Annotated in this window: 11 protein-coding genes; 1 reads left to right on the forward strand and 10 read right to left on the reverse strand. The window is 50.9% G+C overall.

All coding sequences use genetic code 11. The features are described from left to right. Positions 1–9 precede the first annotated feature (9 nt). The 5 genes from QZ135_RS06610 to QZ135_RS06630 form a co-directional block, all read right to left on the reverse strand. Positions 10–681, reverse strand: a complete 672-nt coding sequence (locus tag QZ135_RS06610) for a hypothetical protein (RefSeq protein ID WP_294607004.1) — start codon at positions 679–681, stop codon at positions 10–12. Between the two features lie 89 nt (positions 682–770). After that, positions 771–1,100, reverse strand: a complete 330-nt coding sequence (locus QZ135_RS06615) for an RNA-binding protein (protein ID WP_294607006.1) — start codon at positions 1,098–1,100, stop codon at positions 771–773. Positions 1,101–1,163: 63 nt separating this feature from the next. After that, positions 1,164–1,457 (reverse strand): hypothetical protein, encoded by a 294-nt coding sequence (locus tag QZ135_RS06620; RefSeq protein ID WP_294607008.1) that lies wholly within the window; start codon positions 1,455–1,457, stop codon positions 1,164–1,166. 55 nt (positions 1,458–1,512) lie between these two features. Then, positions 1,513–6,969: an interleukin-like EMT inducer domain-containing protein gene (locus QZ135_RS06625; protein WP_294607010.1), complete on the reverse strand. Its 5,457-nt coding sequence runs from the start codon at positions 6,967–6,969 to the stop codon at positions 1,513–1,515. Between the two features lie 90 nt (positions 6,970–7,059). Continuing rightward, positions 7,060–7,743: a hypothetical protein gene (locus tag QZ135_RS06630; RefSeq protein WP_294607012.1), complete on the reverse strand. Its 684-nt coding sequence runs from the start codon at positions 7,741–7,743 to the stop codon at positions 7,060–7,062. A gap of 246 nt (positions 7,744–7,989) precedes the next feature. Here QZ135_RS06630 and QZ135_RS06635 point away from each other — a divergent pair, with 246 nt between their 5' ends. Then, complete coding sequence (locus tag QZ135_RS06635; protein WP_294607014.1) at positions 7,990–8,199, forward strand: hypothetical protein; 210 nt, start codon at positions 7,990–7,992, stop codon at positions 8,197–8,199. A gap of 189 nt (positions 8,200–8,388) precedes the next feature. On the opposite strand, the gene QZ135_RS06640 is transcribed toward QZ135_RS06635, so the two are convergent. The 5 genes from QZ135_RS06640 to QZ135_RS06660 are packed head-to-tail and all read right to left on the reverse strand — an operon-like array spanning position 8,389 to position 15,504. Then, the gene (locus QZ135_RS06640; protein WP_294607016.1) at positions 8,389–10,650 is read right to left on the reverse strand and encodes a hypothetical protein; all 2,262 of its coding nucleotides are present in this window, start codon (positions 10,648–10,650) and stop codon (positions 8,389–8,391) included. A 14-nt stretch (positions 10,651–10,664) separates the two neighbouring features. After that, a complete protein-coding gene (locus QZ135_RS06645) occupies positions 10,665–12,305 on the reverse strand; it encodes a hypothetical protein (RefSeq protein ID WP_294607018.1) in 1,641 nt (546 codons plus the stop codon). Then, positions 12,302–13,195, reverse strand: a complete 894-nt coding sequence (locus QZ135_RS06650) for a hypothetical protein (RefSeq protein WP_294607020.1) — start codon at positions 13,193–13,195, stop codon at positions 12,302–12,304. The genes QZ135_RS06645 and QZ135_RS06650 overlap by 4 nt, the downstream gene beginning before the upstream one ends. An 18-nt stretch (positions 13,196–13,213) precedes the next feature. After that, entirely contained in the window at positions 13,214–14,536 is a 1,323-nt protein-coding gene (locus QZ135_RS06655; RefSeq protein WP_294607021.1) for a hypothetical protein, read from the reverse strand. Continuing rightward, positions 14,527–15,504, reverse strand: coding sequence for a DUF6046 domain-containing protein (locus tag QZ135_RS06660; RefSeq protein ID WP_294607023.1), 978 nt, complete (start codon positions 15,502–15,504; stop codon positions 14,527–14,529). The genes QZ135_RS06655 and QZ135_RS06660 overlap by 10 nt, the downstream gene beginning before the upstream one ends. Between the last annotated feature and the right edge of the window lie 28 nt (positions 15,505–15,532).

Consider the following 15,532-nt stretch of genomic DNA (forward strand, 5'->3'; position numbering starts at 1 on the left):
CGTATTTCTTTAGTCCGTTTGTTTTTCATCCACATCCAGTAATAGTTCCCCTGTTTCAGAGTCCATATAGGCGTTTTTTATTATCATTCCGTCCGCCTCAAACTCCTGTTGCAACTTGCCCGGCAGGTTCGAGTTCTCAAAGTTTCCGTGCAGGTATCTGATTAATCCTACACCCGTGGTCGGATGCTGGTAGAGGTTCCCGGCGGCAGCTTTGAGAAGGAATACCTTTGTTTGTTCCAGTGACGGCTTGATGATAAAGTCCGTTTCGTTGGCGCTGTACAGTAACAGCTTCCCCTCATGCAGGATCAGGTTGAAGTGATTCGTTTCATTGACTGTGCGGAAGGCCGAGAGATAGACCGTTCCCAGGTCGGGAGAAAGTACCGTAAACCATGTACTGTTGTCGCTGCGGTTTCTCAGGTAGGATTCGTTTCCGTCCCCTTTTTCCAAGGCGAAACGGATTTTCAGCTCCTTGTACTGCGGAATATACGGGATGTGCACCCGGATGCCGTCCCGGTCGTTGTACCGGCTCTCGAAGTTACCGGCCACGCGGATTTCCCCGTAGGCGTATCTGTCCGTATCCGTTCCCAGATACTCAAAGGGGTAAATGCGCTTGTCGGTCAGGTTATCCGCCAGGTTCACCTCCCCGCAGGAGGCGTCCATATTGATGTCTTGTCTTGCCATAGCTAATTAAAAAAGAAAAGGACGCCCCTTTGGTGGTGGGACATCCTTTTCGGGTTATCAAAATCTTATGCTACAAATGATTTTCCATGCTATTTTTGCTGTTCCTGGATTGCGTCAAAAACGCGTTCGATGGTCTGCCACATATCGTCCGGGAGACTCTGGTCGGAGATTTTCTCACAGGATGTTTTCAGGTACTGCATCTCGTCGGCTGAGAAGTCCACTACCAGCGGGGTGTCTTTTTCCACGTCCCATTCGATGCGCTTGGTTTCCGCGTTTTCTTTGAGCCCTACGGCTTCACGTTCATCCTGCGTGATCTCAATCTTGCTGAGGATGCTTTTCTTCGTGTTGAAGTCTTTGAAACTGCCTTCTTTGGGAAGGAATGCCGGAATATAAAGCCGGTCTTTGATTAGTAATTCCATAAGTTTGATTCTTGTTCTTTAAGTTGTTTTTCAAGGAATAGGGAAAGTAAGCCGAAGATGTTGTCACTCGCTTTGCTTTTCCTGTTCCTGCTGTGCTCCGATCTCTGCCATAAACCCTTCAAAGTCCTGGAAGTATGCCGATACGTCCTCCACCGAGAGGAAGCTACAGGAGAGGTTATGGTTCTCATAACTGATGTTTCCCAGGTACTCTTCCTGCCCCTGGGCGGATGCGGGAGTCAGCACGTTGGCGGAGATACGGTTCAGGATTCCGTTGGACGCGCTCGTTTCCAACTGGTAGTAAGCGTTGGCTGTCAGGGCCGTCATGCTTTTGGTTACAACGATGTTTTTTATTTCCATAGATAAGTCATTTTCCATGAATAGGACTCTTGAAGGCAAAAAAGGTAAGTAAAGGTCAATACCACTTGTTCCTGCCGTAGATTACGAAGTCGAAAGGGGAACCGTCAGGGCCGCCGTTGCTCCCCACGTTCTGGATGACAAAGTAGGAGGACGCCCTTTCCAGCAACCGGAAGAAACCGTAATATCCTGTATTTTGGCAGCCTTGCGCGAATACGGTGTAATTCGTATGACCCAGATTATGATAGAATTTATATTGGGCATTTCCCATGTGGTAAGAGGATGTGACATTGCATCCTTCACCCCATATCTTGCTGAAGCTCGCACTGTTGCCGCTATTGTATTTGCAACCGATGTACAGGACACCCGGCACGCACCACCGCTCGCCGGCACGCTGTCCGAGCTGCACCGGCCCGTATGATTCGATGGCAAAGTTGGAACCGGCGTTGGCGATAATGGAGAGCCCGACGGCTCCCGTAGCATAGGTCTGTATAAAGATGCCCTTGCGTGCTGAATCGGCACGTAGCGAGAGAAGCGCACTACCGCCATTGATGGTCATGGAAGCGTTTCCCATCATGGATGAGAACTCGATGGAAGAGTCGGCTGCCGTGTTGATGAGCTTGTTACCGGATATGGTGAAGCCGGCGATCAGTCCCGAATTGGCGGTGATGTTGCCTTTGATTTCCACATTGCCTTTCGCGTCCCATTTGATGTTCTGGTTCGCCACATAGCCCGAACCGTCATTGTCGAACAGTATCTTCCCGTAGCCGAACGTCGCCGAGCCGTCCGCCCGCAGTCCCCAGTAGTCCTGTGTGCCGTCATCATTGTAGAGATATCCGCTGGAAGTGATGTATACACGGTGTCCCCCGGCAGGCGCGCAGGCATAGATGGCACCGGAGATGATATTCCAGCCCCCGATCTTCCCGGCAACAGCCGTTATGCCCGTACGGTCGAGCGTCGCCTTCACATTGTTACCCGCATCCCTTACCGAGATGCTGCCGTTATACGTGCTGCCGCCCACCACCAGCGTGCTGTCGATAAGTACCTGGCCTGCACGTACCGTCCCGGTATAAATGCCGTTGGCGTCAATGGTGGTGGTATACCTTTCGGAAGAAGTCGTGTCGAATACGGTTGCGTAGGCGACATGCCAGATGATAGGCGCTGCCGTGGTTCCCTGTGCGCCGTCCAGATAGAAATAGTTCGTTGAAGAGAAGCCCGAAGTGCCGCACGTTACTTTATATATATATTCCGCCCAGTCTCCCGTGCCGGCATTAGGTGTCAGCCACTTGCTGTTGCCAGAGGTGCCGATGGAATTGCTCGCCCACTGGATACTTCTTCCCGCCGGTATTTTAGCTATGATCCTTGTAATAAACACCTTGCGGTTGGAGCAAGCGTTACTAAAGCAAAAACCGCCATTTCCCGGTGACGCGCTGCCGGTAGTCTTGATTTCCAGTACCGTCTTGCTGTCATTGGGCGCACTGGAGAGTCCCGTCCGGGTGATCGTTACCGTGCCGTTTCCACTATTGTTATATACTCCTATACTGTTATTGCCGTTCCGAAACTCCGGATCGCGGTACATCATCTTGCCGAAAGCCATGGCCAGAGCCAGTTCCTTGGCGGCATTGGTTTTATTGGTCGCATCGGAAGCCGCTGCATTGACGGCTTCCGTTTTCTTGGTATCGGCGTAACTCTTTGCGGAGTTCAAGGCATTCGTTGCTGCATTGGTCCAGTTCAAGGACACGGAGGTACCGAAAGTTACAGCTCCTGCGGCGTTCCAACTGATGTTTCCGTTTGCCACCTGTCCCGAACCGTCATTATTAAGTTTCCATTTCGTACCGTTGGTAACAGAGCCATCACTGCCCAGATAGACGCTATTTTTGAATATTTGTGTGGAATTAATTGTCCACCCGCCGATGGTTCCCCGTACAAACGTGCAGGTTAATCCGTTTATATAGCCGGTATTAATGATATTGGCTTTGATGCTTGCCGCGTCCAGTTTCGTGGAAGTGATGCTGCCGGCGGCTATCCTGTCGGCACTGAGTGTGCCCGCAGTAATGCTACCTGCATTGATGGCCACCGCATTCACCTGTGCTGCCGTCAGTGTTCCCGTATAGATTCCAGTGGAAGATATTTTTGTCAATTTTGGATAGCCGGAACCTCCCAAGGCTGTAATAATTGCATTTGCAGCGTTCTGGGCATCAATTGAAAGCTTGTTGGCGTCACTGTCTGACTGGCTCCAGTCAGTCGGTCTGTTTCCTCTTTCCAGTTTGAAGTAAGCTACATTATAGAATGTTGATTCGTTACTTCCCCTGTAAAGGAACGGACGGAAACTATCTCCGTCAGAAGTTAGCTTGAAGACTACATATATCCTTTTCCAAGTGTTGGCAACAACAGACGTATCATATTTCAAAACGGTAATTTTGGACTGGTTATTGTTATCCTTTCCCGCCCAATAATGCAAGGGCGTACTTCCATTACCTGCAATAGTTTTATTACATCTTACCATGGCTGAATAAGTGTACTCGACATTATTCTCCAACTTTATCCATGACGAGTGAATCATCCCGTTTCCGGCATCAGTTTTTAGTGTAGGCTTCCCATTGAAAGTCACAGACGAGTCTATTGTGTATCCACCGCCATTGGTTGTGTATCCACCGTTCCAACCGGCAGCCCTCCAGTCGCCTGAGTTATTCAACAAGTTGTTTCCGCCTATCTGAATTTTTTCGATTGCATCCGTCCAATTCAATGAAACCGCGGAAGAAAACGTCACCGCTCCCGCAGCGTTCCAACTGATATTCCCGTTGGCTATCTGTCCCGAACCGTCGTTATTAAATTTCCATTTGGTAGAGTTCGTGATGGAACCGTCCGCACCGAGAAAAACACTGTTCTTGAATATTTGTGTAGAGTTAATCATCCATCCGGCTATCGTTCCCTTGTTGAACGTACAGGTCAGGCCATTGACTGCCGTTGCTGTGACAACGGATGCCTGGATACTTGCCACATTTATTTCTGTGGCAGTGATCGTACCGGCGGCAATCTTGGCGGCAGTAATTGCCTTAGCACCTATCCTGTCAGCACTAAGGATGCCCGCAGTGATACTTCCGGCATTGATAGCGACCGCATTCACTTGTGCAGCAGTTAGTGTGCCGGTATAGATACCCGTACCGCTCAGGTAGGTTTTCAGTTTTCCGTCCGCATTGACTCCCTGGGGAATACCGTTCACTATGACGGTGGAGATTTCAGCGAACGGGGCGGTGGCTTCCAGACCGTATATGGAGGTCAGCCCCATATTCCTGCCTATCCCCGGAATACCTATCAGGGCGTAAGGGGTCCTGGCATCGGTTACCATATAATCAGAGCCGCCACAGCGCTGGATAGCCGCGGATAGCGTCGCATTGATACGGATAGCGTCATAGGAGGTCAGGATGACAATTTTGGTACTGTCGAGGGCATTCATTGCCGTTGCCAGGCTATTACAGTTGGCATCGCTGGCATAAACGTCGTAATGCGTATGGCTCACCGCTTTCAGGTCACTCCGGTTGATTACACTCAGTACCAGTCCCCGGGAAGAGGATTCGTGGATTTTCGTGCCGTTCAGTAAGATATAACGGGTGGTGGAATGGTTCAATCCTGTACCACGTATAAATAGTTTACCGTTATTGGCGGCTGTATTGGCAGCATTTGTCCAGTTCAGGGTTACCGAAGCACCGAACGTGACATTCCCTGCCGCGTCCCATGCAATATTGCCACCCGCTACGGCACCCGCACCTGTCGCGTCCAGCCGCCATTTAAAGCCCCGGATGCCGTTCGAGCCGATGCAAACCGAACCCGAAGCTCCCGTATATGCTCCGGAAGTGTTGTTCTTGGTGCCACGGTAAATTGAGTCCGCATCCAGTGACCAGCCGCCGACTTTCCCTTTAGTAACGTTCAGTGTTAATGCTTCGATATTGCCTGCCGTTATCAGTGATGTTTTCAGGGCGGCTACGTTGATACGCGCCGCGTCAATGGTCCCGGTGCTAATCTGGGAAGCGTTGATACGGACGGCATTCACCGTATTGGCAGAGAGCGTTCCAGTGAAGATGCCCGTAGAGCCTATATAGGTGAGTTTGGTCGCCCAACCTTCCGTATTCGCCTTGTTGGTAATGGCATCGGCAACCGCCTTTGCATCCGTACCTGCCTTTCTGGCATCAGTGATACCGGTAAACAGGTCTTCGGGAGCGGGACTCCAGTCCACAGCCTTGCTGCCTTCAACCAGCATGGGAAGGGCACACCAGTATGTCCCTACAGTTTGGAAACCGAAGAGGACCACTGCGGACGTAGGCGTGATGTTTTCAAGGACAATACGCTGCCATGCGGTTGTGATGTTCACCGTACGGATACCCGAGATGCCGATACGTATCTTCATAACCGAAGCTACCGCACCTTTGACATACATGGAGAAACTTGCCGGGGCACATATCCGGCTGTTGATAGCCATAAAGTAAGTGCGCTGGCTAGCTGCATTAGCGTCCGTACAGGCGGTATTCTGAATAACCTTCAGTGTTCTGTAGTTATTATAAAGAGTGGCTGTATCAATGGATATGCTTGTTCCTTCCGCTATTACGCCTGTCAGTGCAGCGGTAAAATTACTGTTACGGATATAGTTACGTCCGGCTATCCGGATAGCGCCCACTTTACCTGTGGCATCGGCGGCAGCAGCGGCAATGGCGGCGTTCTTCGCGGCATCCGCTTTCGCCTGTGCAGTGGATGCTGCGGAATTGATTGCTTCGGTCTTGGCGGTGTTGATGGCATTCACCCAGTTCAGCGTCACTTCCGATCCGAACTCTATCTTCCCGTTCGCCGGATTGTAACGGATGAACTGGTTGCCCTTACCCAACACCACGCTGCCTGTGGTATCAATGGCGAATGTCTTGTATCCGTCCTTGAACCCGTAGATACCGTTGATTGTCTCCGTGGCAACCGCTCCGGAAGCGTTTACGGTACTTAGCGGGAACTTGCCGATAGCAATACCCGTTATCGTCCCGTTTATATTTTTGGTTCCGGCAAACAGTTTGGGAGTGATGACCGACTGGGAGCCGATCACCGTTTTGGCACTGTTCCAGTCCTTCACCCAGTCCAGCATATTGGAATCAACGCCTGCCGCGCCGGTTTTCGCCTTGGCATAAGAGAAGGTAATAGTATATGTCTGTCCGGCAATCGTTACAGGAATCGTCACCAGCCCGCTGTCCGCCATGGTAGTCGTACCAGCGGCAACCGAGTAGGTAACCGTCTTGTTCGTGTTGTTCACGGTGATGGCGGAGAACCCGGCAGGTTTGGTAACGGCACCAATCGTAAAGTTCGTCAGGTTGTCGTCACCCAGCGTCACCTTGATGGTGGAACTGAAAGTGACCGCCTGTGAAAGGACGCCGTTATTACTTGCCGGAAAAATATATTCACCTACGGACTGGTGAATCGTGTAGGAGTCTTTTTGCACGAGGATGGTTGCCTGTCCCCGTGCGATCAGTTGTTTTTCCATTGGTTAAGGTTTAGTCTAATAGAATAGGGAATAAACGGGAAAAGGCGGTATGACACCGCCTTAAAAAAACATCAAACTTCCATATAGCACCTATTTGGAAATTTCACACATAAGAACACCTCTTCCCGTCACATCCGCTTTGGACACTGTTACGGACTTTCCGGTATAGGTCCTGACGACCGTTGTGCCCGCCGCATTCCAGAGTTTCCAGGTATAAATATAAGATGTCCCGGCGCTGTCCAACTCGTCGCCTCCCCGGTACAGAATGGCTTTGGCATCCACGTCGTTGAGGTTGTTCTTGATGGTGAATCCTTTCTGGCTGACGATATGTACCGTGATGGGGTCTGACATGTCAGAAAAGGAAATGATATCACAGACCACCTTATTGGCCGAAGCGTTGCCTGCGGAAGTGTCCGTGTCCTTGATGGCGCACTTGAATGTCTCGAAGTTCAGTACCGCATCCGCCGTGATCGTAATCTCATTGGTCGTCCATCCGGCTGTAACGCCTTTAGGGTTTGCTGATGTCAGGCAGGACCAGCTCACACCCAGCATAGAGTTGTAATACGGGCAGGAAACGGACGCTCCCGAAGCGGCTGCGGCGCTCAATGCGGTGGTCAGCGTCACCACTTTGGTACTGGCGTTCACGGCAGAAATAGTGTATTGCGCCGAGCCGACCGTTATCTTTCCGCCCGCTTCCATATTGGCGATATTGGCAACCGTTATCGTGGTGGCTCCGGATGCCGCCGCTGCGGTAAGTGTGGTCGGCGCGAACACGGAGGAATCCTTGATGCCCCAGGCATAGGTGATGTTCGTATTGTCGATGGTCGCCCCGCGCCACAGATCGCAATGCGCTTTCAGGGCGGTCACCTCATCATTGCGAAAAACCACACCGTCAGGCGCATAAGCCACTGCCACGATGGTCGCGCCCGCGTTCAGGTGCTGCGTGAACTGGATATCCGAGCGGAAGGGAATCTCCAGCCCGTTGGCGTCTATGTAAACAGCCTCAAACGAGTAGCGTACTTGCGGGACACTCACACTCATGTGGTTCGTCTTGACGGTCAGCGCATACTTAGCGGACGCCGCCCCAATCGTACATCCGTCCGCGCCTGTTGTTATTGCCGTACCATTCTTGTACCATTTGGCGGAACCGGATTTTACACCGGGAGTCAGGACCGCCGCATTTCCTACGGTTGTAATCTGGTCGGTAGCGCCTTTGCCGCTGACAAATAAGGAAGGTGTCAGTACCAGATACGGGGATGCTTTCCAGTTCGGGGCAAAAACGCCCGTGTCCTTGTTATAAACTTGTGTGAGGGGTTGGTTGGAACCGACAAACGCCTGGAGGGAGACGGCGTCATTCTGGTCGATGATGGTGACCTGCCCTCTTGCTACTTTAATAGCCATAGTTGATTTAAGTTTAAGTTATTGGGTTGAAATAATTACTTCACAGTCAAATACCGCCTTGCGATAGACGTCCTCACCGGTTATCTCCAGTGTCCTCCCCGTATGGGTAACAGTGTTCCAGCAGGCGTCGTCCGCAACATTGTCGCTGACACGTATCCATAGGAAGTTCTTTTCCGGTATCAGTTCCGTAATGTCCTCGCCACCTTTGAGTACGCGGGCGGACAAGGTGGTTGAAATGATACCGTTGCGGAATACGTTCCCATTGGCAGAAGCGATATAGACGGAATAGTTGTCAGCACCATCGTATTGTTTAGAAATGGTGTAGGTTTCAAAATACTCGGATTCATCCAGCGTAGCGATGTATCTAAGGGTCAATACATCCCTGTCTTCCCAAAAATGTGAAACAGGTAGTAATTTAAGATAGTCCGAATTAGTTCCCGGTATGTCCTTCCAGTTCCCTTCACTTCCCATATACTGCCATCTCCTTGCCGTCGCTGTGAAGTTATATTCGGTGGCAAAGAGAGTGATTTCCGCTGGTTCGCAGGCATCTTCCTGAAGGGCGTCCGCGTAATGGAAGAGGTTCGTCCCGGTGATCGTCACATATTTGGTAAGCAGGTTTTCTTTTGCCTGATCGTCAAAGTCTTCCCAACGGATAGTGACGTCCTGTAAAGTGATGGTATCCTTTGTCCACTTGAACCGTCCTTCCGCAAAGTAGCCCGTACCGTCGGGATGGATAACGAATGAACCGTCACCGGCAGAGATGGAGCCGTCCGCATTGAGTTTAAGGAGCGGGTTCTGTATCGTGCCGCCGATGCCGCCCCTTGCAAACCACGCCCCGTACTCGTCCGTATCCGCCAGCTTGCCGTCTGTTGCCTGGTAGAGCGTTGCCCGTTCCCCTTTTTCAAGTTGGGCGCAGCAGAACAGGACTCCGGTGGTATCCGTCGTAATTTCTATCAGCAAATCCTCCGGTTCTTCATAGCGGATGACAAAGGGGATGTGATAACGTTTCCACTGATTCTCTATTTTTATCTCCTGTAGCGGGTGTCCGTTTTGGGAAACAGTCAAAGTACCGGATACCCCTTTTGCCCAAAAGGAGAAGCAATAATTCTCTCCCTGATGTGTCTCCGCCCAGCTTTGTGTTTGGGCAACCAACATAACACCGTCAGCAGGAATCAGAAAGACATCCCCGATACCGGCAGGCGGTTGTTCACCGATAGCCCTTTCCACCGGATTCAGGAAGTTGCCGTACAACGAGTTTATCAGGCAATTCTTATGGATGCGACCAACATAGAAGGTACTGGCAAAACCTGTCTCGTCACCGGCTGTCAAGGTGCCGGCTATGTTTATATCCCGTGTCGCATAAAGTCGTTGGAAGTAAGCCCCGTAACCTTCCAATCGTCCGAAGGTCGGGTCGATAATTCCCTGAACTTTACCCACACGTGCCTTCGTTGAGTCTGCGAAGGTGGCTATGTCCGAAAGCCGGATGATGTTCAGTTCGGCTATTTCGCACCGGTCGCCCGGTTCCAAGTCGGATAAATCCAACCTGAAACTCCGTTCGTATTCGGGAAGATAGTCTATGGTAATGACGGCAAGCTTGTACTGCCAGAGGGTTGATACCACTACCGTTCCGCTTCCGTCTGTTTCAGTACCGTCGGCATATCCTAAGGAGAAGGGAAGTGACGGAAAATCCCTGGAAGCGCGTATCTTATAAGAAATGAGAATCCTTTCCGGATTCTCCAGTCCTTTGCCAATCGTTTGCTCCAGTCCGCATTTACCTTGTAACGGGATTCCGGTACAAAGGATGCTGAACACCCGGCTGCAACCGTCCTTGTATGGCAGGTATTCTCCGGAAAGTCTTCCTCCGGTCATGAGCGTATACCGGCAGCCATTGTCACCCCGGGGATAACACAGGGACTTCTCCTGCGCCATGCCGTCAATCACATCCATGTAAGGGGACTGGCTGTCGGATGCGGTCAGGTACATGGCACCGCTGCGGTCTTCATCGAAAAGATTGGTTATTCGTACAAAGTCGAGTATCTGACCGTTTTGGGGTACATCACCATCCAGTAACGCCCCTATAAAGTAGGGAGATTCCTGTTCTTCCCCTTCCAATGTGGTTATCCTGTCAATGCCTGTTTCCAGTACGGCCATCAGGGAGTAGACGACATTCTTTCCGTCGAAATACTGCCGCCTTACCACATCGCCCGTACGGAGTCCCTGCCTTTTGGCGGACTTGGGAGAAATACATATCTTATATCGGTTGTAATTAAGTAGAGACATCGTTTAAGGTTAAATTAAAGTGGTATGACCGTATCACCGCTGCAACTGTCCGTTACCCATAGGGAGCCGTTCGTTGCGCTGTTTTTCTGGACTTCCAGTTCATAGACGCGCATTTTCCTGCGGACGACCACCTCGTCAAAGGTAGCCTGTATGCTGCCCGTAGCCTTGTTCTTCAGGATGGCCCAGCCGGAGCCCGCAAAACCCGAAGAGAAAAACTCACTGCTGATACCGCCCATGAAGTACGCATCCCCATAATGCCGGATGCCGTTCGCTACGGAAAGCAGATAACTCTCTGTGCTGAAGAATAGCGTCTTGTCCGCCAGCCGGGTGAATGAACCGTCAATGCCGATATGTCCGGATGCTTCGAGCGGTTTACCCAAGCCGAAGAAGTCGGCATCCGTAGCCAGAAAGAAGGTGTCGGAGTGCCGGTCCTGCCGTTTGTAAAGGCTGGTGGAAGGGACAAACGAGAAGGCAGTCTCATAAGGGTAAGAGGTCATCTGACCGTTCTCACTGTCTGTGCGGTAAACCCTTGAAGCGAAATGAAGCGCATCGTCTTTGCCATACAGGTAAGCACCCGAAGAGTTTCCCCAGCGCAACCGTTTATGAATGACAATCCCTTCATCCTGTTTATCCTTGTGGTAGGATGTGAGCAGGTCATCCCCGTAGTTATGCCTGACGGTAAGTGAACCGGGAAAGCAGGCGGCACCGTACTTGCTGATTAACATCGTATCTCCGTCAATATCCCACAAACCCGATTGCAAACGGATTTTAACCGTATCTTCACTACCCAACAATAAATCCCCGCCCGCTGCCGCAAGCTGGATATCTTTCTCATCCAGCCGGATAAGAACGGGAGAACCGCTGATTTTGATACCATGCCCTTGGGAAAAGGAAAGGTAGCCGCTAAGGTCAGCCGTATCGGAATGGATGGAAAGTACCGTCTTGCCGGCTGCACCCAGATTTACCCCTTGTTCTGCTGTCAGGACGCCTTGTATATCCGCAGTACTCGTTACCTGAAGCTTGCCGGAAACCAAGGCGTCCAGCATACTCCATGAAGCATCTGTGCGGTTGGCATTGCCCGCATGATACACATTCCTGCCACCTACCTGCAACAGTGCCGGTGTCAGGTAGATGCCCGTTTCTTTATCCTCTCCGATAAGAAGCTCACCGGATGCGTGCAGAAGGGAATTTCCGAAATCAACCCGTGTGCTTTCCAATGTTGCGGTATGGGTATCAGCATTATAACGGAGCACCTGTTTACCGTTCAGAAACAGATTTCCACCGATTTTCAGGTTGCCGGAAATGGTGATACCCCGTTCTTGTTCTACCTTATATATATGTAGGATGCGTTCATTGGCTATGCCGGCTTCAAAGCCATTGTTAGCCCGTAACAGCCCACTCATATCGCCACCTGTTTTCTTCAGGAAAGCCAAAAGGACACCGCCACTTTCTCCACCGCCTTCACCGGATACGCCCGAGGCGATGGCACTGGCAAAGTTATAAGCCGTGTTGCGCAAACGGATGGAAGTCTGGTCGCCTTCGGTGATGGTTCCGGCGTCCTGCGCATTGAAAAAGTTATGGTAAAGCTGGGAATAGATGGCATGACAAAGACTGTCCTTGTCCAGTTCCCCGATGCCGGGTAAAAGTTCTGTCATTGGGTATAGGAGGTTTTAGAGAGAAAATTCTGTATCTTGGAAATGAGTGAAGCGAAATTCGGCACATTGACGGCGGGCATGGTTCCCATCAGTGTAGGGGTCGTTATCTTGCTGCACTCGGTCAGGAACTCCAGCATCAACTGTGCAAGCTGGTTTCCCAATACCAACGGTTCCGTTGCGTTCTCATCACCGAGTGCCACCTTCTTGTCGGCAAGGGTAACGGTCGTACTTCCCACTTTCTGTTGTACCTTACCGGTTGTCTGGGTTACTTCGGATTTGTCTACCTTTGTACTGATTAGTTCCGGTTCCAAAGTCTGTATAACTTCCTTGCCATCCTTGTTCTTTACGATGCTGGTTATCTTTTCCGCCGTGTACCGGGTGGAGCTTTCATTTCCCGTCTTCTCCAGCTCGTCATAATCGGGAGAGTCATTGCTTCCCGCGTCCAGTTCTTCCGTCTGAGTCACACCGATAACCGTTTCGTCATGGGAACTGAGTTGGATAACTTTAGCGTGGGAGTAGTTCAGCACATAGGCATATTTAGTCGCCGCATCCGTTACAATGGTTACGTCCGAGAACAAGGTAGGGATTATCAGAAACCCGCCGGAGTTGTCTTTAAGCCCGGCAAGCAATACACCTTTGTGGATGACCGGTTCGGAAGATGCCGTTTCGTCCGGAAACTCTCCCACATCAATGGTTCCGGCATACTCTTCGTATTCACTGTCACCCGAATTGTCATGTACTTTGGCGACATAGCCATGTATCATACGCGCCGTACCGATGCCGCTTGTTCCTCCGGGAGCCATGTCGATACGTTCCACACTCCGTCCTAATGCTATTTTCCGTATGGCCTCGGCTATCACTTGCCGGCTGCCGTTACTTGTGTTTTCCATTGTTTTGTATTTTTCTGTTTACTTTTTTACTTTATAAGGCAACTTTATAACCTGCCTGTACCCCTTGGTTCCGAAAATCGTTTTTACCTCTTCCACGATATATACCCCGTTCTTGCTCGGGTTCAGGTCGTCTATCAGTTCCACCTGAACGGCGGAAGGCAGCCCGAAGTCACCGAAGATTGTCACGCTTCCGGTTATCCCGTTCAGGTTATAGCTTCTGAAATATTCAATGGCTTCCTCCACCAGTTTATCCGAATCTATCCGCATGTTCGGCGACATATAAGGCACTACCGTATAGGTACTCAAATCCACCTTTGTTTTGGTAGCCGCTCCCGATGCCGTCGTATTACCGGTTACTTTGTGTGTCTTTTTGCTGATCTGTGTGGCATTGATGGTCTGGAACTCCTTGCTTCCGGCTTTGCCCGCATCATAGTCGGGGTTCAGGCGTACCGTCACTTCAAAGAACTTCTCGTCCGCTCCCAATGCCTTGGCGGTAACGGCGAGGAACTTCGGGTCCACCTTCAGGACTTTTAGGTTGCTTTCCGCCACATGGTAATTGAAGTATATCTTATAAGGTATCGTATTATCACTTCCCGGAAAGGACTGTTGCGCCTTTGACGATGAGTAGGGACGCCCTATGGCAATCCGGGGCATCGCATCGGGCGAGTTCTCATCATACTTCAAAAAGCAATACACCTTGTATTTGCTCCAGTCGTTGAGCACGTCGGCGACCGTGAAGTTATCCGTAATCTTGACCTTGCCGATATTGATGTCAAACCGTTTGGTTTCGCTGTGTATCTGAAAGCCCGTATCTTTAAGCAGGTTGTATTTGTCTCCCAATACATCATTCACCTTGGTGGATAGCGGCGTCTCGAACTTGGGAGTCTGTTTGAGTTTAAGCTTATATGCCATGTTCTCGCACCGGAGTTCGAACAGGCTGTCGGAATTATAAGCGGTGACATAGCCGTCAAACATATTCTTCAGGATGCCGTTGTAGCCCAGCTTGATGTTGATTCTCTGCCCGGTGTGAAAGGTGTCCTTTCCCACAGCCGCCTGTGAACTTCTCTTTTCAATGATTACTCCGTCTTCCATCACTTCCGTGGTGATGCGTGAGGCATCGTTGCCCTCCAACGTGGCATTGCCGATGATGGTGCTTTGGTAAACCGTCCCTTTGGGGAGTATCACCTTGGCGGTTCCTGTCAGCTTCTTATAGGTTTCCACGATCTCTATCTCCTGTACCTCGGTCAGTACAACCGGGTCCTGAATCGCCATCGGGTTAGCCGGGTCCGCATCCCCGATGGTTATTTTACAGCATAGTACGTCCAGTGTATTTACAGCCATTGTTTGGTAAGTGTTAAGAGTGAGGAAGGATCTACGACTTTGGTTCCGAACTGAACCAGTTTAATCCACTTGTTGGTATGCTTGATGGCAGTGTCCACCTTCTCTTCTGATGCCAGTTTCAGTTCCACCGCTTCGGAAGGCTCCACCGCCACGCAGGAAAGCGTATAAGGCTGGATATTGCGGCAGTCGCTTGCCGGGAAGGAGTAATTGAGCACAATCAGCTTTTCGATTCTGAACTGGCGCAGGACGGTATTGTCGCACTCGATCACACCCTTATACTGCATCAGTTTCAGGAACTTGCTGACTTCGGCTTCCGGGTACACGTCGGGGTATTTGCTTGTAATCTTGCCGCTGATATTTATTTCCAGGTCACCTCCGGAAATAAATTCCTTCCGGGTATAATCCCGTCCCTGTACGGTAGTCAGGACGATGTTATTCTTGCTGCTGACCTGCACCTGCGGCTGTAGGTCGGCAAACGTGACCAGCCCGTATTTGGAGTTGGTTTCGATTTTATTTGTCCCGGCATCAAAATACATCCCCTCGGCACTGACGGAAAGCTCCAGATAGTCCGGAACGATGTTGCCGGCAACTGTATCCGAATAGTTCTTCTTTTTGGCGACCGCCTGCTGCTCGCTGATAAGCTGGTAGTATTGCCCCGTCTTGTTGGCGATGCTGCTCTGCGACATGGTTTGCAGGTACTTGTCCCTCTCTTTCTGCTCCCAGTATTTCAGGTACCTGGGATAAGAGCGCAGCATCCCGTAGGCAAGCTGCGAAGTGGTCTGGACCAGCGCCCGTTTAAGTATCTGCCTGTCTTTGCTGAAGTATTGCACCTGCCCGTCGGCAAACTGCGACAAGCCCATACCCAGAGTACGGCGGGCGGCGTCACTGACATAGTTCTCCGCGCTGCCGCTGCCGATGATGCCGCCGCTTAGCAGGGTGCTTACACCGATATTGATGAGTCTGCTCATTATTAGTTAGTTTTTTTGATTTATGAAT

Origin of the sequence: uncultured Bacteroides sp., from assembly GCF_905207245.1 — a bacterium.
Lineage (GTDB): Bacteria > Bacteroidota > Bacteroidia > Bacteroidales > Bacteroidaceae > Bacteroides.